25 protein-coding genes are annotated in these 20,068 nt (G+C 62.5%); 6 read left to right on the top strand and 19 right to left on the bottom strand.

The window, feature by feature from the left end; translation table 11 throughout:
- Positions 1-148: 148 nt before the first annotated feature.
- The 11 genes from ABI546_RS23090 to ABI546_RS23040 all read right to left on the bottom strand — a co-directional run bounded on the left by ABI546_RS23090 (position 149) and on the right by ABI546_RS23040 (position 6,747).
- A complete protein-coding gene (locus ABI546_RS23090; RefSeq protein WP_348050641.1) occupies positions 149-1,861 on the bottom strand; it encodes a hypothetical protein in 1,713 nt (570 codons plus the stop codon).
- An 80-nt stretch (positions 1,862-1,941) separates the two neighbouring features.
- On the bottom strand, positions 1,942-2,283 hold the full coding sequence (locus tag ABI546_RS23085) for a DUF1801 domain-containing protein (protein WP_348050686.1): 342 nt from the start codon (positions 2,281-2,283) through the stop codon (positions 1,942-1,944).
- A gap of 115 nt (positions 2,284-2,398) precedes the next feature.
- Positions 2,399-2,884, bottom strand: coding sequence for a DUF1801 domain-containing protein (locus tag ABI546_RS23080; RefSeq protein ID WP_348050639.1), 486 nt, complete (start codon positions 2,882-2,884; stop codon positions 2,399-2,401).
- 33 nt (positions 2,885-2,917) lie between these two features.
- Positions 2,918-3,346 (bottom strand): SRPBCC domain-containing protein, encoded by a 429-nt coding sequence (locus ABI546_RS23075; RefSeq protein ID WP_348050637.1) that lies wholly within the window; start codon positions 3,344-3,346, stop codon positions 2,918-2,920.
- On the bottom strand, positions 3,343-3,678 hold the full coding sequence (locus ABI546_RS23070; protein ID WP_348050635.1) for a metalloregulator ArsR/SmtB family transcription factor: 336 nt from the start codon (positions 3,676-3,678) through the stop codon (positions 3,343-3,345). The genes ABI546_RS23075 and ABI546_RS23070 overlap by 4 nt, the downstream gene beginning before the upstream one ends.
- A 134-nt stretch (positions 3,679-3,812) precedes the next feature.
- Positions 3,813-4,466, bottom strand: coding sequence for a hypothetical protein (locus ABI546_RS23065; RefSeq protein ID WP_348050633.1), 654 nt, complete (start codon positions 4,464-4,466; stop codon positions 3,813-3,815).
- 23 nt (positions 4,467-4,489) lie between these two features.
- A complete protein-coding gene (locus ABI546_RS23060; RefSeq protein ID WP_348050631.1) occupies positions 4,490-4,840 on the bottom strand; it encodes a hypothetical protein in 351 nt (116 codons plus the stop codon).
- Positions 4,841-4,874: 34 nt separating this feature from the next.
- On the bottom strand, positions 4,875-5,435 hold the full coding sequence (locus tag ABI546_RS23055; RefSeq protein WP_348050629.1) for a hypothetical protein: 561 nt from the start codon (positions 5,433-5,435) through the stop codon (positions 4,875-4,877).
- A 54-nt stretch (positions 5,436-5,489) separates the two neighbouring features.
- Positions 5,490-5,885 (bottom strand): type II toxin-antitoxin system PemK/MazF family toxin, encoded by a 396-nt coding sequence (locus tag ABI546_RS23050; protein WP_348050627.1) that lies wholly within the window; start codon positions 5,883-5,885, stop codon positions 5,490-5,492.
- 4 nt (positions 5,886-5,889) lie between these two features.
- Positions 5,890-6,366: a DUF4262 domain-containing protein gene (locus tag ABI546_RS23045; protein ID WP_348050625.1), complete on the bottom strand. Its 477-nt coding sequence runs from the start codon at positions 6,364-6,366 to the stop codon at positions 5,890-5,892.
- Positions 6,367-6,423: 57 nt separating this feature from the next.
- Positions 6,424-6,747, bottom strand: coding sequence for a DUF6172 family protein (locus ABI546_RS23040; RefSeq protein WP_348050623.1), 324 nt, complete (start codon positions 6,745-6,747; stop codon positions 6,424-6,426).
- 201 nt (positions 6,748-6,948) lie between these two features.
- Between ABI546_RS23040 and ABI546_RS23035 the strand changes: the two genes are divergently transcribed.
- Entirely contained in the window at positions 6,949-7,470 is a 522-nt protein-coding gene (locus tag ABI546_RS23035) for an N-acetyltransferase family protein (RefSeq protein ID WP_348050621.1), read from the top strand.
- Here the strand turns inward: ABI546_RS23035 and ABI546_RS23030 are convergent.
- The 4 genes from ABI546_RS23030 to ABI546_RS23015 form a co-directional block, all read right to left on the bottom strand.
- Positions 7,467-8,027, bottom strand: a complete 561-nt coding sequence (locus ABI546_RS23030) for a thioredoxin domain-containing protein (protein WP_348050619.1) — start codon at positions 8,025-8,027, stop codon at positions 7,467-7,469. The genes ABI546_RS23035 and ABI546_RS23030 overlap by 4 nt on opposite strands.
- Before the next feature lie 154 nt (positions 8,028-8,181).
- Positions 8,182-8,430, bottom strand: coding sequence for a hypothetical protein (locus tag ABI546_RS23025; protein ID WP_348050617.1), 249 nt, complete (start codon positions 8,428-8,430; stop codon positions 8,182-8,184).
- Positions 8,417-8,782, bottom strand: coding sequence for a hypothetical protein (locus tag ABI546_RS23020; protein ID WP_348050615.1), 366 nt, complete (start codon positions 8,780-8,782; stop codon positions 8,417-8,419). The genes ABI546_RS23025 and ABI546_RS23020 overlap by 14 nt, the downstream gene beginning before the upstream one ends.
- Before the next feature lie 383 nt (positions 8,783-9,165).
- Positions 9,166-10,071: a LysR family transcriptional regulator gene (locus ABI546_RS23015; protein ID WP_348050613.1), complete on the bottom strand. Its 906-nt coding sequence runs from the start codon at positions 10,069-10,071 to the stop codon at positions 9,166-9,168.
- Positions 10,072-10,274: 203 nt separating this feature from the next.
- Here ABI546_RS23015 and ABI546_RS23010 point away from each other — a divergent pair, with 203 nt between their 5' ends.
- The 3 genes from ABI546_RS23010 to ABI546_RS23000 all read left to right on the top strand — a co-directional run bounded on the left by ABI546_RS23010 (position 10,275) and on the right by ABI546_RS23000 (position 13,566).
- A complete protein-coding gene (locus ABI546_RS23010; protein WP_348050684.1) occupies positions 10,275-11,222 on the top strand; it encodes a hydroxymethylglutaryl-CoA lyase in 948 nt (315 codons plus the stop codon).
- Between the two features lie 25 nt (positions 11,223-11,247).
- A complete protein-coding gene (locus tag ABI546_RS23005; RefSeq protein WP_348050611.1) occupies positions 11,248-12,462 on the top strand; it encodes a CaiB/BaiF CoA-transferase family protein in 1,215 nt (404 codons plus the stop codon).
- A gap of 75 nt (positions 12,463-12,537) precedes the next feature.
- Positions 12,538-13,566: a tripartite tricarboxylate transporter substrate binding protein gene (locus ABI546_RS23000; RefSeq protein WP_348050609.1), complete on the top strand. Its 1,029-nt coding sequence runs from the start codon at positions 12,538-12,540 to the stop codon at positions 13,564-13,566.
- 175 nt (positions 13,567-13,741) lie between these two features.
- On the opposite strand, the gene ABI546_RS22995 is transcribed toward ABI546_RS23000, so the two are convergent.
- Positions 13,742-13,957: a molybdopterin-binding protein gene (locus ABI546_RS22995; protein ID WP_348050607.1), complete on the bottom strand. Its 216-nt coding sequence runs from the start codon at positions 13,955-13,957 to the stop codon at positions 13,742-13,744.
- A gap of 140 nt (positions 13,958-14,097) precedes the next feature.
- Positions 14,098-15,138 carry a sulfate ABC transporter substrate-binding protein gene (locus tag ABI546_RS22990; protein ID WP_348050605.1) on the bottom strand — a complete coding sequence of 347 codons (1,041 nt, stop codon included), beginning with the start codon at positions 15,136-15,138 and terminating at the stop codon, positions 14,098-14,100.
- Positions 15,139-15,292: 154 nt separating this feature from the next.
- Between ABI546_RS22990 and ABI546_RS22985 the strand changes: the two genes are divergently transcribed.
- Both ABI546_RS22985 and mnmC read left to right on the top strand, forming a co-directional pair.
- A complete protein-coding gene (locus ABI546_RS22985; protein ID WP_348050603.1) occupies positions 15,293-15,565 on the top strand; it encodes an oxidative damage protection protein in 273 nt (90 codons plus the stop codon).
- 140 nt (positions 15,566-15,705) lie between these two features.
- Complete coding sequence (gene mnmC, locus ABI546_RS22980; protein ID WP_348050601.1) at positions 15,706-17,640, top strand: FAD-dependent 5-carboxymethylaminomethyl-2-thiouridine(34) oxidoreductase MnmC; 1,935 nt, start codon at positions 15,706-15,708, stop codon at positions 17,638-17,640.
- A 98-nt stretch (positions 17,641-17,738) separates the two neighbouring features.
- Here the strand turns inward: mnmC and ABI546_RS22975 are convergent, their stop codons facing one another.
- Both ABI546_RS22975 and ABI546_RS22970 read right to left on the bottom strand, forming a co-directional pair.
- Positions 17,739-18,443, bottom strand: coding sequence for a response regulator (locus tag ABI546_RS22975; protein WP_348050599.1), 705 nt, complete (start codon positions 18,441-18,443; stop codon positions 17,739-17,741).
- A gap of 225 nt (positions 18,444-18,668) precedes the next feature.
- Positions 18,669-19,880: an ABC transporter substrate-binding protein gene (locus tag ABI546_RS22970; protein ID WP_348050682.1), complete on the bottom strand. Its 1,212-nt coding sequence runs from the start codon at positions 19,878-19,880 to the stop codon at positions 18,669-18,671.
- Positions 19,881-20,068: the final 188 nt, after the last annotated feature.

Here is a 20,068-nt window from a genome sequence, read left to right as displayed (position 1 = left end):
TTGCCATTTTGTGGGGTTGGCGCGCAAATCGTGAGTATTCACACGGCTGCAGGTGGGTCGAACCTGCATTGCCAAACGCATGGCGCCAGCCCAAAGGCTGAGCGTACCAGAGGCGAAGGCGCTGCTGCGCCGGCCCACAGCGCCGGTCTCAGATGTCGCCACGCGGGCTCCAGCCAACGCCTGTGCGCGCGTGCGCGGCGGCCTCGGGCGAGATCGACTCCAGGAAGGGCAGCATGGCCTCGAAGGTTTCCTTACAGACGGTCTTGCGGTAAATCTCATCGTCGGACTGGCTGTAGCCGCAGGACTTGATCACAGTTTTCAAGGCACGCCCCGCATCCTCGGGGAACAGAGGTGCCCGCTGGGTGAACTGCTCCCGAAACAGGGCGTGGTACTTGCGGAACAAGCCCTCGTGGTGAATGTAAGCGGCGATGCGCCCTAGCTGATGCAGGGCCACGGCAGGTTCTTGTGAAAGCAATCTCTGGACGAAGGGTTCCAGGCACATCTCGAAAGTGCGTACGAGCCGATGGTCCGGTGCTGCAGCAATGCGGCGGTTGCGCATGCTGCCTTGCTTGTCCTCCAGGACCTCTAGCGACCGGCTCATCTCCCAGACAGTATGGCCAACAGTGGAAAACAGATCGTCTCGGTCCCGTTCGCGGTCGCGTTCCATCAATTGCACGCGATCCAACTCCAGCGTGACCCATTCGTCGAAGAGTGTGTGCGCCTCTTTCGCCGCAGCGGGATCGGTCGTCTCCCCGTAGAACGCGACTTGCGCGACCACGCGCAGGCGGCGATCGAGTTCGCGTTCGGGCAGTCGGCGCACCAGTTCCAACGCTCGTGCGGGCAGGGTGGCCCAGTAGGCGTCCGCGGGGTTGCCGTACCAGAGCAACTGGTGGATGGATTGCAGCACCTCGTCGTCGGGGATGCCCACATCGGGCGCGATCCAATCCGCTAGCAGTCGGCAAGACGCGTCCATCACCCGCTCAAGCACTGCCGCCGGCTCGCCCGTGAGCTTGGAGCGCTGGAACGACGAATACTGGATCGATTCGCGCAGCAGCACCGCCGCGAACGAAGACCGGTGCAGCCGCAGGGCCCGGGCCAGCTGGTAGGCGAGTTCCGGTGCCTCGTGCAAGTCCAGCGTGCTGAAGCCACTCGCCTTGCCCTGGCGCGCCTTCTGTTCGTCGACGATGTGCAGGGCCGCCTGCATGTCCTCCTGCGCCAACTCCAGCAGCAGTGGCCAGCATTGCTTGCGCAGATGATTGGTGCCGTCAGGCAGTGCGTAGTTCTTGGGTTCGTAGTTTCGATCAATGCAGCGCATGGCGGCATCCATGCGATGGCGCGCCGAGACCCGTGGGCTCGCCATGCAGCTCGTCGTCAAGGCCGCCAGGCGATCCTGGAGTGACCTCTTGGCCCAGGACACCCCTACCTGAAGCGGCAACACGCGCAGGAAGTCCACGACCCCCACCAGTACATCTTCGTTCCCCGGCTGCACGGATGAGCGCAGGAACGCGATGCAACGCCACTGCGACCAGGCGCCAATGCGGTTCTCCACGGCGTTGATGGCACGCCCGACCATCGCCATAGTCTGAATCCACGCGACGAGCAGTGGGTGCGGTTTGGGGCCAGGCATCCACTGGTAGCGCAGCTCGAAGGAGGCTCCCACGCAGGTTGCGAAGATGTTGGGTTGGGCGATCAGCCGGTGCCAGTGCGACTCGTACCAGTCGGCGAGGGCGAGCAGGCAATACTGTTCCGGCTCCGTGCAGAGTGCGAACAGCCGGTCGCGTTTCTCAGCGAACTGGCGGCGCTCGTTCTCGTTGGCGATGGAACGGGGGATGAACGCCTGCTTTGGGAGAAGGGTGGGCATGCGTCGATTTTGCCGCATGCTCGCCGACCGAGACGATGCGAACCGGGAGCCGGCCATCACATCGGGCGTCTAGCCGAGAGTTATGACTTATTCAACACCGCAGCCGCATGCACCAGCGCCTTCAACGCCTTCTCATCAACCTTGTCCCCCTCATGAAAATCAATGGCACGCCGGACATTGCCTTCGAGGCTGGAGTTGAACAGGACTGAAGGGTCTTCCACCTTCGCGCCCTTGGGGAAGGTCATCTTCACGGCGCTATTGTAAGTCTCGCCGGTGCAGATGATGCCGTCGTGCGACCACACCGGAACGCTCCACTTCCATTCTTCGACCACTTCCGGCACCGCCTGCTTGATGAGCGCTCGAAGCCGGGCGAGCATCTCGCCGCGCCAGTCATTCAGGTTTGCGATTTTTTCATCGATCAGCTGAGAGGCAGGAACGCCGCTTTCTTTTGAATCGGTCTTGGCTTTGGTGGCCTTGACTGTTTTGGTCGCGGTTGTCTTGGTCACGGTTGTTGTCCCTTCTTCGTGTTGTTGCGGCTCACATCCGCTCACCGGGTAATTCGCTGGCCTGCTTCACCCAGGCGGTGAACTGGGCTTCGTCGATCTGCTCATCCTCACGAATGTGCAGGTAACGCGTGTCCTGGCTCTTGGATTCAACGGGCGGCACGGGGCGCAGCGAAGTGCCGCGAAAGAATGCCACTTTGACGTATTTGGCGAAGCAATGGAAGCTGAGGAACCAGCCCTGGCCCTGACCCTCACCTCCTCCATTGACGCCGTAGAACGGCGAGTTCCATTTGACGGCCTTGTGCACGCCGGGCACGGTGCGCACGATGAGCGCATCAAGGCGTCGCCCGACATCGTGCTTCCAGCCCGGCATGGCTGCGATATAGGCCTGAACGGAGGCGTCGCCCTCGCCCTTCGCGATCTGCGGGTTTTCGCCTGACAGGAGTGCCCGCTTGATGGCTTTCTCCGTCGTGCCGGGCGTCTTGGGTGTTGCGGGCGTCTTTTTTGCCATGGCGTTCATATCGGGACCTCGCTTTGAGGGCGCAGGCAGACGTCAGTCCGCCTGTACCAAAACTTCCTCCAGCTTGGCAAAGAACTGTTGCCAGCCGTGTTTGGCGCCTTGGTAGGCCTGTTCTTGGTCTGGCTTGAAGCCTGACTGCTCCATGCGCAGGTGCGTCCCTGTGCCCGCGGGGCTCAGCGTCCAGGTGACGGTGCTCTCAAGGCCGTAGGCTGCCCATGTGTAAGACAGCGTTGTGTTTGGCTCGACCACCAGCACCTGGCACTCTACGGAGCCCCAGTCTGCGCTCAGGTTGAAGCGGTGGTCAACGGTGGGCTTGAAGTCGTTCTTCATGAGCCACTCTTCAATCAGGTGCGGCTGCGTGAGTGCGCGCCAGATTTTTTCGGGTGCGTAAGGTATTTCGCGTTCGACAACGACAGAGCGCGTTTCGATTTCGGTTGCGGTATTGGCAGAAGTGTTTGTCATTGGTCCATCCTTTTTAAAAGTGATTCAAGATCGTCGATGCGGTCGTTCCAGAAAGCGCCGTAAAAGCTCACCCAATCGCGCAGGGCCGAAAGCGCCAGCGGCTGAGCGCTGTAATGCGTCTCGCGCCCCTCGGGCCTGTCGTTTACCAGCCCCGCTTGCTTGAGAACGCGCAGGTGCTTTGACACCGCCGGCTGCGACACACCCGCGCGGTCAGTCAAGGCACGTACGGTTTGCGCCCCGTCGCGAGCCAGGCGCTCAAAGATCGCCCGGCGTGTCGGGTCGGACAAAGCTTTGAAAACCTCGTTGGAAACTTCGTTTGCGGCTGCTTGCATGTCTAAATCATAACCCGATGGTTATTGATTCGTCAACCCAGGCAATAATTAGCTATTAAATCGATAGCTAATTACCCATGCGTTTATTGGACTGGAGGCCAATTTGACCGACAAATTCAGCTGACGCACGAGGGTCACTCTTCGCGCTGCTGCCTGTATTTCTTGGCCGCGTAAAACGCCGCCCCGACAAACACTGAGAGCGCCACAAACCACGCAGTGCCCCGCAAGGAGGTAAACCAGAGCGAAAAAGACACCAGCACAAGCGCAAGGGCGCAGCCGGCGGCGGCTGCCCACCACCTCCACGACCAGGAGCGCGCGCCGACATACACACACAGCGAGCTGAGGAGCAACACGGGGCCCGCGAACCTTGCCCACCCTGCAGCCCAGGGGACAGATTCCATCCGGACTTCTGTTCGGCCGAGGCTGATGACCATTACCTCCCCCGTAGAAAACGCGTAGAAGATTCCGCTGAACAAGGAGATCAGCACCGGGATGAACACGACAGCCGCCGCACCCAGGGCGGCTGAGGCCCCAAACCGCACTGAAGCGTCCGGCCCTCGTGCCACGAACTGCAGGGGGTCTTCCTGCAAATAAGCCTCCGACAGAAAAACCAGCCCGCGAGGATGTACGTCAAGGACAACACCCCGCCCTTGCGCTCCAAGGTCTTTCGTACGCCCGGCTTTTAGCGCCACCTCCAGGACTGTTGCAGCCAGGGTGCCGCCTTCGGTGAGCACCTTGTCTCCATCACGAACCGGTGATCCGTCGGAATAGGTCAGCGGGTGTGCCATTCAGGGTGTCCGGATAAAGCAGGTCAAAGCATGCGCTTGATGGACTGCGCCGCGCTCACAATCGTCGGCATGCCGAGCACCAGGCACAGCACCAGCGGGGCCGCAAGCCCCGCCAGCAGGCAAGCGCGCGTCCTCGGGCCGATCAGCAAGCCGACTCCGCTGGTAAACGCGGCCGCTGCGAGGACGGCCAGTGAAAGAAGCCATACGCGCACAAGGGCCTCGGCGCGGGGAGAAAAGAGGAAGAGCGCCCCATTGATCCACTCACGCGTGTCGGAGATGAAATTCCTCGCGTACCACTCACCTGCGCCCCACCCTGCCCCCGCCAGCACCAGCAACGAAAACCCTGCAATGACCCACCATGAACAATGTTTCATAAAGCTCCAGTGGAGAACTCACGCATCGAAGAGTTCAGGCATCTCGTTGCACCGCTTCGCGCTGCCTTTTGGCTCGCAGAACACGAAACCGCCAGCGTACAAGGCCGATGGCGTAGCTGATGTAGTAACCCGCCAGCAGCCCAAAGACAGCGAGCGTGAGCGGGCTACGTGCGAAGTCGCCCATTCCGTGCTGCACCGTCGGTTCTGCGGCATAGATTTCGAACAGGCGATAGGCGATGCGCGCGACGAACAGCAACGAAAGCGCGATGCCCAGGTGAGCGTTGGGCGTGTAGAACAGGCCTTGGGGTGTCGGTTCAAATTGCGTCTTGCCCAGCCCGAAGATACCAAGCAACACGCCAAGGCCGAGGCCGCCAGCCAGCCACCAGAGCCGCTCGGGATGTTCGTGTGCGGCGAAGCAAAGCAAAACCAGCAGAACAGGAAAGATGGCCAGCGTGATCCAGGGACGGACCTTGGACAGGCGCTGGCGCCCGACCATGCGGCGAAAGCGCGCGTAAACGCGCCACGTAATCAAGGGGAGAAGCACCAGCAATGTGATGGTGGAGGAACTCGGCGCTTGCATGATGTTGCCCTTCAAGTAGCGAACAATGAGCCCAGGCGGCAGAAACTACCTGACACCGCGCCTCTGGGACTATCGACGGAGAAACGATGCCTGCAAAAAGCGCATCCCCGCGAGTATCTGCTGAACCCGCTCATTCGACACGCTCCCGATGTGTTCGCCCAGCCGCGTCTTGTAGACAGACGAGACCTGCGACACCACAACCGCACTCTGCTTTTCCAGACCGCCCTCGCCGGGCTCCAGCAAGACATTGCCCGGCTCCGTGGCGCGGTTCAGGTTGGAGGTGAGCGCGCAAACAACCACGGTGCTGATGCGCGAGCGGTTGAACAGGTCGTCTTGCACAACGACATGGGGATGCGGGGAACCGGGGATGGCGCCGCGTGAGAGGTCGGCTTCAATCCAGAACACGTCGCCTTGCCGGATGGTGTCGGGGAAAGGGCCTCGCGGGGCTTTCGGGTCTCTGTCCATGGGGTCAGGAAGCTCTTTCGTACTGGCCAAGCACTGGTTGCTTGGCACGAAACTCCTGCGAAGCTTCCGGATGCCAAGGAAAAAGACCTGTGCGCGAAGGCCATACAACCTGCTCAACCGGAAAACTGTCTCCGTCGTAATACCAGCGAGCGAACCCGAAATGCTCCGGATACGCTGATAGCGGCACGGTCACAAAGACGCATGAATGGCCTTCAAGCAGCATGTCTGTTGCTTCGCCCAGGTTGATGGCCGTTCCATTCGCGGTGGCATTGGCCACGATGGTGAGGACCGCATGGGCGATCTCTTCAGGCAAACCGTAGATCAGCAGTTCGGGGTGCCCGTATGTTTGAAATAAACCAACGGTGTAGCTGAACGCTTCGTGTTCGTCGTCACCAAAGACCTGCATGCAGTGCCATCCGAACTCGCGAATGTTATCCAGCAGTTTTTGCTCACCGGCATCGGTGGCGGTTGTTTTGGGCATTTTCGTAAGAGACCAAGACAAAGGATGTCAAAACCGGTGCAGTCATTGCGCCAGTTTTTATTCCCCGTCGAACTCGTCGTCCATCGCGTCATTCTTCGGCCGCGCCACCTTCACGCCACCCTTGGCCAGCACTTCGACATAAAACTGCTCGCCGCCGTCTTTGACGATTTCGTCAATCGACTTGATGAGGTCGGCCACGGGCACTTCGCTGGCGGTGGCTTCGCTGGCGCCTGACTTGCAATCGAAGTCCCAGTAGTCGACTTCTTTGGGCAAGGCTTTGGCGCGTTCGCGTTTCATGTATTTGCGGATGTCGTGCTTGGCGGCTTCGAGCAGGCGCTCGCGGTTTTTGCCTTCGATCTTGAGCTGGAATGTTTTTTTCATGATGAGTTGGGTCTAGGAGTGAGTAGCGCGTTACTGCCGCGGTGTAATACCGATTATCGGGCCGTACCGACAAGGGCCTGCACAGCGGCGGGTGAAGCTGCCCACGCAGGCCACAATGACGCGGTACGGCGTTTGCTTGTGTTCGCTTGTCGTCACGCCAGCTTAATAGACAAATCACCTGCCCTCAAAGGATTCCGCCTCATGCATCCCGTTCTCTGCACCGAAGAGCGCCACGCCAGCCAGATCCTCGCCATCTTCAACGAGGCCATCGCCAACTCCACCGCGCTGTATGACTACAAGCCGCGCACGCCGGAAAGCATGGTGACCTGGTTTGCCACCAAGCGGGCTAACAACTTTCCGGTGATCGGGCTGGAAGATCACGAGGGCAGGCTGCTGGGCTTTGCGAGCTACGGCACGTTCCGCGCGTTCCCGGCGTACAAGTACACGGTCGAGCACTCGGTCTATATTGAAAAAAGCAGCCGCGGCCAGGGACTGGGACGCAAGCTGCTGGAGGCGATTGTGGCCAAGGCGGAAGCGCAAGGCATGCACGTATTGGTCGGTGCGATTGACCTGGACAACAGCGCGAGCATCGAACTGCACAAGCGCCTGGGGTTCGAGCACTGCGGCACAATCAAACAGGCGGCTTTCAAATTCGGCCGCTGGCTGGACCTGGCGTTTTTGCAGAAGACGCTGGCGACGCCGCTGCAGCCGGTGGATGGCTAAGAACTCTGCAGCGCCTTGTCGACAGCTTCATGCAAATGCTGCAGGCCAAACGACACATCACAAAACACACCGTTGACGTAAAACGCTGGCGTTGAGCGCACACCCAGGTGGCGGCCGCTTTGCATGTGCTCCTGCACGCGCTGCAGGTAGACGTGGTCGCTCATTTCGTTCTGGTAGCGGGCCATGTCCAGGCCGACCTGCGTGGCGTAGTCCAGCAGGTGCTTGTCTTTCAGGTGCTGCTGGTGGGTAAACAGCAGCTCGTACATGGGCCAGAACTTTCCTTGTGCACCGGCGGCTTCTGCGGCCTCGGCGGCGAGCTCGGCATGGGGGTGCACCTCGCGCAGCGGAAAGTGCCTGAAGACAAAACGCAGCTGGCGCCCGAAGTGCGGCAGCATCACCTTCAGGGCGGTGTAGGCCTGAAAGCAGGACGGGCATTCGAAGTCGCCGTATTCCACGACCGTGACCGGGGCCGACGCCGGGCCATGAATATGGTCGATGGCGTCGTCGGGTTCAAGGAATGGATCGGACTGGGGAGACGAAACGGACGGGGCGGCCATGAAATCACCTTTCAGCTGTGCATTCAGACGTTGAGAAAGTCGTCAGCACAGTATGCGCCCGGGTGTGCGCCGTGATCAAGGAGCCGTATGGCCCCATCGGGGCCGTGGGTAGCGGGTAGAGAGAGTGGAGGCCAGCGGCTGCCGGCCTCGCACTTCAGCCCTGGCTGGCGGCGTTTTCGAGGGCTTCGTCGAGTGCCTTGCAGGAAGGCGAACACACGGCCTGGGACTTGCCAAGGACCTTGCGGGTGCCCATCAGGGAGCGGGCACGGTGCTTGCCGCACATGAAACACGACATCGTGGCAGCGCCAAATGAGGTGGTGGCAGCAAACGGTGAGCCCGACACCTTGGACTTGTAGCGCAGGCCGTCAGCGAGTACGGCGGTTTTGGCGTCAGCTCTTGCCATGGTTGGGGTCTTCCTTCAGTTGGGGGTTGATGGGTTTCATGGCCTTTTCAATGGCCTCTTTGGCCTTCAGCTCAGCAGCGAGCGAGGCGTCCAGTGCAGACCGGCACAGGCCGGCGTACTGGTAATTGACGTTTTCATACAGTTCAGCGGCTGCCGGATGGGTGTCCAGCAAGGCGCCGAGTGCGATCCCCGGCTCGACGTCGCCCAGCTCATCCAGCAAATGCAGTACCACGGAGCGGTATTGCTCGGGCCCGACCGGCACAGCACTGTGCTCCAACCGTTCCAGCAGCTCTGCCAGTACGTGCGTGACCGTGAGGTCGGTTTTATGAGGATGGGGTTGGGTAGCGTTCATGCAGTGAATTTGGGGCTTCCTTCCCCTAAATCAAGCACTTTGCGGACCAGGGGACCGCCTTTTGGCGGGTGCCGGCCCCGTTTGGGGCCAGCCTGGATCAGCCCTGGGCGCTATATTTTTTATAGCTGTCGGCGCTTGTCTGCTATGGGTTGGAGGCCTATTTTACCTCTAAACCAGAGGGTTGTAAGCTTTCCCCCGGCTTCCTGAGGCCATTTGGCATGCCGCCAAGTGTTACAAAACGTCCTCACAGGCCATTCTTATAAATCAAATCGGGCGGCAGCCCAATCACACCGTGCGCGAGCAGCTCCTTATTTGATAGCAGCCGCCCTGCTACCTGGAGCTGCCTGGGTAATAAGCCCGCAGAAAAGTCCCGCAGGAGCGCCTCAGTCTGGTTGCCCCTCGGCGGCCAAATGGCTCACCAGCAGCTTGGCTGCGGCCGACAAAGCCGCCTCGTCCCGAAAGCAGATGGCAAAGCGGCGCTGGGCCCACGGCTCCGCCAGCGCAAGCACGCGCAGGCCGAAGGTGGCGGCATAGGGCTCGGCCACCTCGCGCGGCACCACGCTGATGGCGAGGTTGGCCCGCACCACCCGCAGCGCGGCTTCAAAATTGGAAACGATGACGCGGTGCAGGATGGCCTTGCCCTGCAGCGCGGCGGCCCGCTGCAGCATGACCTGCACGGCGCTGGTGACCGGCAGGCTGACGTGTTCGTAGTCCAGCGTTTGTTCGAGCCGCAAGGTCTCATGCACGGCGAGCGGGTGCGAAGGGTGGGTGACGATGGCGAGGTGGTCGGTGCGGTAGCTGCGCGACTGCAGGCCGCTTAAATCGGCGGCGTCCCAGCAGATGCCGACCGAGGCGACGCCGTCCTTGATGCCGCGGATCACGTCGGGGCTGATGCGCTCTTCCATGTCGACCTGGATATCGTGGTGAGCCGGCACCTGCAGGAAAGCCGCCACGTCGTCGGCCAGGGACTCAGCCATGACGGACGCGGTGGCCAATATGCGGACCTGGCCACGCACGCCCTGGGCATAGGCTGCCATGTCGCGTTCGATGCGCTCGGCGCTGGCGAGCATGGCGCGCGCGTGCTCCAGCAGGCTTGCGCCGGCGGCTGTGGGCTCCACGCCGCGGCGGCGCCGCACCAGCAGCGGCGTGCCCACGGTGTCTTCGAGCTGGGCCAGGCGCTTGCTGATGGCCGAGCCGACGATATTGGCCTGCTCGGCCGCACGGGCAATGCTGCGGGCATCACAGACAGCCGCGAACAGCCTCAGCGTGGTCAGGTCGAGGTCTCTCATGGCAGCCAGTTCCTGATTGAATAGAAAGGAGGAAAAAGAGAAAAGGCAGCCAGAGAACCGCTGCCAACATCTGCACTTCTGCCATTCCCAACCGGAACGCCAGTGCTTCCAAAATTTACCAACAAGACCTTTTGGGAAATTCTAAACTGCAGCGGCGTCCTGACAATAGACACCATAGACATACAGCGGAGACCCCAGTGAACATGCCTTCAAGGCCCGCCCTTCCCCGGCGGGCAATGATTCGTGAAGTCGGCCTGCGCGACGGACTGCAGAGCATTTCCGCCGTGATGCCGACCGCCCAAAAACTGCAATGGATTCAGGCAGCCTACGAGGCCGGCCAGCGCGAAATCGAGGTCGGCTCTTTCGTGCCGGCCCGTCTGCTGCCGCAACTGGCCGACACCGCCGAGCTGGTGGCCCATGCCAAAACCTTGCCCGGCCTGGTCACCTCGGTGCTGGTGCCCAACCTCAAGGGCGCCGAGCGCGCCATCGAGTCCGGCGCCGACCTGATGCTGCTGCCGATTTCTGCGAGCCATGCGCACAGCCTGGCCAACCTGCGCAAGACACCCGACGAAGTGGTGGAAGAAATCGTCCGCATACGCGCATTGCGCGACGCCTCCGGCTCAGCCATTTGCATTGAGGTCGGCATGAGCACCGCCTTTGGCTGCACGCTGCAGGGCCGCGTCGAGCCCGGCGAAGTGCTGCGCTTGCTGCGCGCCGTGCTGGACGCCGGCGCCGACCGCGTGGGCCTGGCCGACACAGTCGGTTATGCCGACCCGGAAATGGTGCGGCTGCTGTTTGAGCAAGCTTTTTTGGTGGCCGGCGACCGGCTCAACTGCGGCCACTTTCATGACACCCGCGGCCTGGGCATGGCCAATGTGTATGCCGCGCTGCAAACCGGTGTGACGCGCTTTGACGCCTGCCTGGCCGGTATAGGCGGCTGTCCGCACGCCCCCGGCGCCAGCGGCAACGTGGCCACCGAAGACCTGGCCTATATGCTGGCCAGCATGGGCATTGAAACCGGCATTGACTTTGACAAACTCATGGCGCTGCGCACCCGGGTGGCGGGCTGGCTCGAAGGCGAAACCCTGCATGGCACGCTATGGCGCGCCGGCCTGCCCAAGACCATGCGCCCTGCCCCCACCCTGACTTGATACTTTGAATTTTCCGGGACCCCGCATGCAAAACACCCCTGACGCCACCCCGCGCCCACCCCAGCCGCTGGCCGGCCTTCGCGTGGTGGAGTTCACCCACATGGTCATGGGCCCCACCTGCGGCATGGTGCTGGCCGACATGGGCGCCGAGGTCATCAAGGTCGAGCCCGCCGATGGAGACCGCACGCGCCACCTGCTAGGCGCGGGCTCGGGCTTTTTTCCGCTCTTTAACCGCAACAAAAAAAGCATAGGCATCAACCTGCGCGACGAAGCCGGCGCTGCGGTGGCGCGCAAGCTCTGCGCCAGCGCCGACGTGGTGATCGAAAACTTCAAGCCCGACACCATGGCCAAGTACGGCCTGGACTACGCCGCGCTGAGCGCCACCAATCCGCGGCTCATCTACGCCAGCCACAAGGGCTTTTTGCCCGGCCCGTATGACCACCGCACCGCGCTGGACGAAGTGGTGCAAATGATGGGCGGCCTGGCCTACATGACGGGCCGCCCCGGTGACCCGCTGCGCGCCGGCACCAGCGTGAACGACATCATGGGCGGCATGTTCGGCGCCATCGCGGTGATGGGCGCGCTGATCCAGCGCGGCATCACCGGCAGGGGCATGGAGGTGCAGTCGGCCCTGTTTGAAAACAATGTCTTCCTGGTCGGCCAGCACATGCTGCAGTACGCCATCACCGGCCAGCCGGCCGCGCCCATGCCCGACCGCATCTCGGCCTGGGCGGTGTACGACGTGTTCACGGTCAAGGGCGGCGAGCAGATCTTCCTGGCGGCTGTGAGCGATGCGCAATGGGCCACCTTCTGCCGCGTGCTGGGCTTTGCCGACCTGCAGGCCGACGCGCGCTACGCCACCAACAACGCACGTGTGCACGAGCGCCCCACCCTGCTGCCGCTGCTGCGCGAACGCCTGTCGCTGCGAAATGCGGATGAGCTGGCGGCATTGTTTGAAAAAGCCGGGCTGCCGTTTGCGCCCATTCGCAAGCCCGAAGAGCTTTACGACGACGAGCACCTGCTCGCCACCGGCGGCCTGGCCGACATCACGCTGCCCGACGGCGCACGCGCCGGCGAAACCGCCCGCACAACGCTGTGCCCCTTTACCATGGACGGCCAGCGCCTGGGTGTGCGGCTGAACCCGCCCACGCTGGGCGAACACACCGGGGAGTTGCTGTCGGAGCTCGGTTACGGCGCCGGCGAGATCGAGCGGCTGCACCAGCAAACCGCCATCAGTTAAGTTAAACCGCGGGGCATTGAACCGCGGCCAGGATTTCAGCGACTCATTGAAGACTTTATAAAACTGGAGACAACCATGACACGCGAAACACATACCAGCAAGACAGCGCACATCCAATCCACCCACCGCCGCCACACCCTGCGCGGCCTGGGCGCCTTGCTGCTGGGCAGCGGCCTCATCAGCTCGCCGCTTTCACTGCTGGCGCAAACCACCGACCGCGCCGTGCGTTTCATCCTGCCGGTCGGCGCCGGCTCGGGCGTTGACACCATTGTTCGCGCCGCCGGCGCGGCCATGGGCAAGACGCTGGGCCACCCGGTGGTGATTGAAAACCAGCCCGGCGCGGGCGGCATCGTCGGCACGTCGGCGCTGGTCAAGTCGGCGCCCGACGGCATGACGCTGAGCGTGGTGTCCAACAACCACGTGGTCTACCCCAGCGTCTACAAGTCGCTGCCCTTTGACCCGATCAACGACATCACCCCCATCACCATACTGGGCAGCACGCCCTTTGTGCTGGTGGTCAACCCCACCAAGGTGCCGGCAACCAACGTGAAAGAGCTGGTCGCGCTGCTCAAGGCAAAACCCGACGGCTACAACTACGCCTCCTCAGGCAACGGCACCATCCTGCACCTGGCCGCCGAGATGTTCATGGAAGAAGCCCAGGTGAAGGTCAAGCACATCCCCTACAAAGGCGTGGGGCCCATGGTGACCGACCTGATCGGCGGCCAGGTCGACCTGGGTGTGCTGTCGCTTCCGTCGGTGCAGGCGCATTTGAAGAGCGGCGCCCTGCGCGCCATCGGCGTGGGCGGCAGCGCGCGCACGCCAGCCGCGCCCGATATCCCGACCATCGCCGAGCAAGGCCTGCCCAACTACAACATGGAAGGCTGGTTTGCCGTGGTGGGCCCGGCCAGGCTGCCTGCGGCCGAGGCCCAGCGCATTCAGGCGGCAGTGGCGGCCGCCTACGCCACACCTGAAGTAAAAGAAGCCATGGCCAAACAAGGCAACATCATCAACCCCAGCTCGCCCGAGTTCGCGGCGCAGTTCTTTCGCACCGAGATGGTGAAGTACGCCAGGCTGGTGAAAAAGGCGGGCGTCGAACTGCAATGACAGCGGCGCGCAAGCGTGCCGCGCCGTCGTGAAACACGACAGCACGGCTCACAGCCGCTATCTTTTTAATAGCTGCTTGCGCACGGAGGTAAAGGGCTAGCTGCCGATTTGGCAACAAACCAGCGCCTGACCAGCCAGCAGGCCACCTGCGCAACGCAGGGCCCGCCCGGCCTGTCTACAGCTTGGCGATGGACACTTCGGTCGACTTGACCAGCGCCACCACTTCGCTGCCAACGGCCAGCTCGAGTTGGTCGATCGAACGTGTGGTGATCACCGAGGTGACGATGCCCCAAGGGGTTTCGACGTCGAGTTCGGACACCACGTCGCCGCGAATGATTTCTTTCACCCGGCCGCGAAACTGGTTACGGACGTTGATGGCTTGAATGGTCATAAAGGGTCTCCTGGAACTGATAAAAAAGCGGATCCAACCCGGTGTACCGACTCTCCCACGCAGTGCCGGCGCGGAACCGGCTTGGCCGGGCCGCAGCGGGCGCCCCTGGGGGGAGGCGGCCGCAGGCCGCTCCGGGGGGATTACTTTCTTGTATAGATCTGGTCGAAGGAGCCGCCATCGGCAAAGTGCTCTTTGTCGGCCTTGGTCCAGCCGCCAAAGGCCTGGTCGATGGTGAACAGGTTCAGCTTGGGGAACTGCCTGGCGTATTTGGCGATGGCTTTTTGCGAGACGGCCGGGCGGTAGAAGTTTTTGCCGGCGATGTCCTGGCCCTCTTCCGAGTAGAGATACTTCAGGTATTCCTCTGCAACGGCGCGGGTGCCCTTCTTGTCGACGTTCTTGTCGACCACGGCCACGGCCGGTTCGGCCAGAATGCTCAGCGATGGCGCCACGACATCAAACTTGGCGCCGAATTCTTTTTCCAGCAGGTAGGCCTCGTTTTCCCAGGCAATCAGCACATCACCCTGGGCGCGCTGGGCAAACGTGATGGTGGAGCCGCGGGCGCCGGTGTCCAGCACCGAGACATTGCCGTACAGCTTGGCGACAAACTCTTTGGCCTTGGCGTCGCTGCCATATTTGCGCTTGGCGAATTCCCAGGCGGCCAGGTAGTTCCAGCGGGCGCCGCCCGAAGTCTTGGGGTTGGGCGTGATCACCGTGATGCCGGGCTTGATCAGGTCATCCCAGTCCTTGATGCCTTTGGGGTTGCCCTGGCGCACGGCCAGCACGATGGTCGAGGTATAGGGAGACGCGTTGTGCGGGAGCTTCTTTTGCCAGTCGGCCGACAGCCAGCCGCCGTTTTTGACCAGTGCGTCGGTGTCGCCGGCCAAAGCCAGCGTAGCGACATCGGCATCCAGGCCGTCAATGATGGAACGCGCCTGCTTGCCAGAGCCGCCATGCGACTGCTTGATGGTGACGTCCTGGCCGGTTTTGGCTTTCCAGTATTTGCTGAAGGCCGCGTTGTATTCGACGTACAGCTCACGGGTCGGGTCATAAGAGACATTGAGCAGCGTGACGGGCGCCCGCTGGGCCTGGGCCGTCAGCAGTGACCCTGCCAGCGTGAAACCCAAACCAGCCACGACGGCGGCGCGGGCGGAAACATTGATAAAGTTGCGGCGTGAAGTCATGGTTGCTCTCTTTTTCCAAAAAATTGCGTGTAAATGCGAACAAAATGGATTCTGGAAGCAGACCTTAGAAACTGGAACGAATAAAAAATCAGTTCTTTATTCCACAAACGTCCTTAGACAACTCAGCAACTTAGCCCTACGAAAGAACTACCCCATGGCACGCCTCGTCAAATGCATCAAACTCGGCAAGGAAGCCGAAGGCCTGGACTTTCCGCCCTACCCCGGCCCGCTGGGCAAACGCCTTTGGGAAGAAGTCAGCAAGGAAGCCTGGGCGGAGTGGATGAAGCAGCAAACCATGCTGGTCAATGAAAACCGCCTGAACCTGGCCGACGCCCGCGCCCGCCAGTACCTGGCGCGCCAGATGGAAAAGCACTTCTTCGGTGATGGCGCCGACGCGGTGCAGGGCTACGTCCCCCCGAATCAATAAGGCCCCCACGCTTGTCGCTTCGCGTACTGCGCTGCCCCCCGAGGGGGCCGCTGCGCCTGCGGCCCGGCAAAGCCGGTTCCGCGGCCCTGGCTGGCCTGGGACCGGGGCCAATGCGCTTGTGAACCACGCACGGGTCAATCATGGCTGAAGTGATCGAGTGGCTGGAGGACGGCACCGCCGGCGGCAGTCCCTTCAGCCCGCGCTTTGGCGACCGTTATCGCAGTGAACTGGGTGGGCTGGACCAGGCGCGCGAGGTTTTCCTGAAGGGCTGCGGCCTGCCCGAAGCCTGGCAAGGCCAGCCGCAATGGACCATTCTTGAAACCGGCTTCGGCCTGAGCCTGAATTTCCTTGTCACATGGGCCGCGTGGAAAGCCGATCCAGAGCGCCCGCACCTGCTGCATTTCGTCTCGACTGAAGCCTTCCCGGCTAGCGCCGAAGACGTGCTGCGCAGCGCCCAGACCCATCCTGAACTGATCCCTTTCGCCGAGCAGTTGCAGCGCCAGCTGTGGGGCCTGCTGCCGGGCTTTCATCGCCTGGTGTTTGAAGACGGCCGGCTTTTGTTGACGCTGTGCATCGGCGACGCCAAGGCCATGCTGCGCGAGCAGTCGTTTCAGGCTGACTCGGTATACCTGGACGGCTTCAGCCCCCAGCGCAACCCGGACATCTGGGATGTCCACACCTTCAAGGCGGTGGCTCGCTGCTGCCGGCGTGGCACGCGCATTGCCACCTGGACGATTGCGCGCAGCGTGCGCGACGCGCTGGCGCAATGCGGTTTTGTCGTCAAGAAAGTCCCGGGCATTCCGCCCAAGCGCGACAACCTGCAGGGTGAGTTCAACCCGGCATGGGAGCCCAAAAAAACGCACCCATCACCTGCGCGCCGCGCGCCTTCGACCTGCGTGGTGATCGGCGCGGGCCTGGCCGGCGCGGCCGCGGCCGCGAGCCTGGCGCGGCGCGGCTGGCAGGTCCTGGTGCTGGATGCAGCCGATGCACCGGCTGCCGGTGCCTCCGGTTTGCCTGCGGGTTTGCTGGCGCCGCATGTTTCGCCCGACGACAGCCTGCTTTCGCGCCTGTCGCGCTGCGGCATCCGGGCCACGCTGCAACAGGCGAACACCTTGCTGCAACCGGGCGAAGACTGGCAACACACAGGGGTGCTGGAGCATTGCGTGGAACATGCGCGCAAGCTGCCGTCCGCCTGGCAACAAGCATGGGCTGGCGCCGCCGATGACTGGACGCGCCAGGCCAGTCCCGAACAGCTGGCGCAGTGCGGTCTGCCGCCTGAAACAGCGGCTCTTTGGCAAGCGCAGGCAGGCTGGATCAGGCCGGCGAGCCTCGTCAACGCCTGGCTGGCCACACCCGGCGTGCAGTGGCGCGGCCAGGCGGCGGTGAGCCGGATCAGCAAGGTACCGGGCGGCTGGCAGGTGCTGGACGCCGATGGCGCCGAACTGGCCCGCGCCGACCTGGTGGTGCTGGCCGCAGGCCCTGCCAGCCGTGCGTTGGCCGCCAGCGCTGCGAGCGCCGAGACCGACCTGGCGCTGCAGGCCATCCGTGGCCAGGTGAGTTATGGCCTGCACGAGCCAGGTACGGCCGGTGCGCTGCCGCCGTTTCCGGTCAACGGCCATGGCAGCCTGGTGCCTGCCGTGCCACTCACCATGCAGGGTGAGGCCAGCAGGCAGGCGTGGATCATGGGGTCCAGCTTTGACAGGGACAACGCAGACACCGCGGCCAGGCCCGAAGATGATCAACACAACCTGGGCAGGCTGCAAACCCTGCTGCCGCCAACCGCCAGTGCGCTGGCCGCACAGTTTGTGACGGGCAAGGTCCGTTCGTGGGTGGGCGTGCGCTGCGCAACGCCTAGCCGCTTGCCCGCGTTGGGCCCGCTGGAAGACCCGGAAGAGCCGGAAAACGCGGGCCTGTGGGTGTGCAGCGGCATGGGTTCCCGCGGCCTGACATTTGCCGCACTGTGCGGGGAGCTGCTTGCGGCGAAGTTACATGCGGAGCCGTTGCCGCTTGAAAAGCGGCTGGCTGATGCCCTGATGCCGCAGCGAACGGCGGCTGTGGCCGCCTTCAATGGCTGATTTTTTAGAGAAATAGGGCCTGGGGCCAGATCTAACGGGCGCAAGCAGCTATCAAATAAATAGCACATTCCCAGCCGGGGGAGCCGGGCGGCCCCCGCTCACTCCACGCTGCGCAGCAGTCTTTTGAGCTTTCCGGGGTGCAAAGGCTTGCACAGACTGCCGCGTGCACCGGAAAACCAGCCTCGCACGGCGTCGGCTGACGACAGGCGGCTTCCGGTGAGGATCAGATTGGCGATGGCGGGGCGCGATGCCTCCACGCGCTTGACCATTTCCCAGCCGTCCATGTCCGGAATATCCAGGTCGAGCACCACCAGCTTGTAAAGATGCGTATCAATCAGCTTGAGCGCTTCGGCGCCGCTTGCCGCTTCGTCGATCTTCATAAAACCGGCCATCGCCAGCCTGGCGCGCAGATAAAGCCGCGCGTCGCGGTCGGCGTCCACCACCAGCACCTGGGCACGTTCCGGCTCAGCAGCGGGGACGTCCATTGGCGCCGGTGCGGTGACCGCCTCGGAATCAAAATCAAGGTCCAGGTCCAGCAGGCCTGTGCCTTCGGACAGCAGATCGAGGTTCAGTTCGCTCTCGGTTGCTTTGCCCGGCCGTGCTTGCGCGGCGGCCAACCGTGACTCGGCGGCCAGCAGCTCGTCCATGCCGTCAATCACAGCGGTCCACTGCAGGGGCCGGGGAACCACCAGGCGGGCTCTTGCCGGTGCGTTGTCGCCAATCCAGATCAGCTGGAGCTCGTCATGCACCGGGTTGGTCAGTTCAATGGCGGCTTCCCAGCTGTCGCCGTCTACCAGAGCCATTGAGGCCTCGTCGGGCGCATCGCTGGTCCAGGGGGCATACGCGGTCGGCCGCGTTTGGGAAATTCGAAAAACAGCGTTCAGGGCGTGACGATCTATGTCATCAAACCCAAACACTTTTACAAAAACCTGCTTGACAGTCGCACCACCCGTATTCGTCATTGCGCCCGATTATGGAGGGATCGCTGTGCCAGACCCAGGGAATTCAATGGCCGCGTTGTCAAAACGTCACTTCATCGCCGCAGCGGGGCGGCGGGCCTTGACATAGGCATCACCGGGCAGATAGGCCTTGCCGTCGGCATAGCGCCACTGAACCATCGTGCCCTTGTGGCCACGCAAGTCCAGTTTTCCCACATAGGCTCTCATGGTGGACTGGTGGTCGATGGCGCGAAACTCGGCGGGGCCGAAAGGCGTGGAAAACTTCAGGCCGCGCAGCGCCAGCACCAGCTTTTCGTTGTCGATGGAGTTGGCTTTGCGGATGGCGGCAAAAATGGCCTGCATGGTGGCGTAACCTACCGCCGAGCCGACCTTGGGATATTCGTTGAAGCGGCGGTAATAGTTGGCGGCAAAGCTGGCGTGCTCGCGGGAGTCGATCTGGTCCCAGGGATAGCCCGTCACGATCCAGCCCCTGGGTGTGTCGTCTTTCAGTGTTTCCAGGTATTCAGGCTCACCTGACAGCATGGACACCACGGGGGTGCGCGGAAAAATGCCGCGCTGGCTGCCCTCGCGGACCAGCCGGGTCAGGTCGGCGCCGAACGTCGCGTTGAAAATCGCCTCGGGTCTGGCCTGCATCGTGGCCTGCAGCGTGGGGCCGGCTTCTATCTTGCCGAGCGCCGGCCACTGGTAGCTGACAAACTCCACATCCGGCCGCCTGGCCTTCAGCAGCTCCTTGAACACGGCGACGGCGCTCAGGCCGTATTCGTAATTGGGCGCAATCGTGGCCCAGCGCCTGGCGGGCAGCTTGGCCGCTTCTTCCACCAGCATGGCCGCCTGCATATAGGTACTGGGGCGCAAGCGAAAGGTGTAGCGGTTGCCTTTTTCCCAGACGATGGCGTCGGCCAGCGACTCGCTGGCGATAAACACCCGCCTGGACGCTTCAGCGTGCCCAGCCAGCGCCAGCCCGACGCTTGAGAAAAACCCGCCGGCCAGCACATCGACCTTTTCTTTCGAGGTCAGATCGGCGGCCTGCCGCAAGGCTTCTTCGGGTTTTCCGGCGTCATCGCGCGAGATGACCTCAATCCTGCGTCCCAGCAGGCCACCGGTCACGTTGATTTCCTCGACCGCCAGCTGCCAGCCTTGGCGGTAAGGCTGGGCAAACTGGGGGACGCTGGAATAGCTGTTGATTTCGCCGATCTTGATGGGGGGTTTCGAGTTGGTTTTGGCAAACGCCACCGAAGCGGCGCACGCCAAAACCAACCCGCCCACCAGGGCAGACTTCATCCATTTCACAGGTTTCCTCCAAAAATGAGCGATCCGGTTATTTGAGGGCCCTAAAAGGGGGCGGCCCCACCGAAAGAGCACGGACTGTACCAGCGCTTTATGACGGGTCACTTAACCAGCCTGAAGCGCCCGGCCTGCTTTATGGGATGAATGCCAAAAAACCGCTCGAAACCCGCATGAATACTGGA

The organism is Polaromonas sp., from assembly GCF_039932935.1.
Taxonomy (GTDB): Bacteria; Pseudomonadota; Gammaproteobacteria; order Burkholderiales; family Burkholderiaceae_C; genus Polaromonas.
The sequence above is the reverse complement of the archived record's forward strand: the minus strand, read 5'-3'. Positions and strand labels throughout refer to the sequence as shown.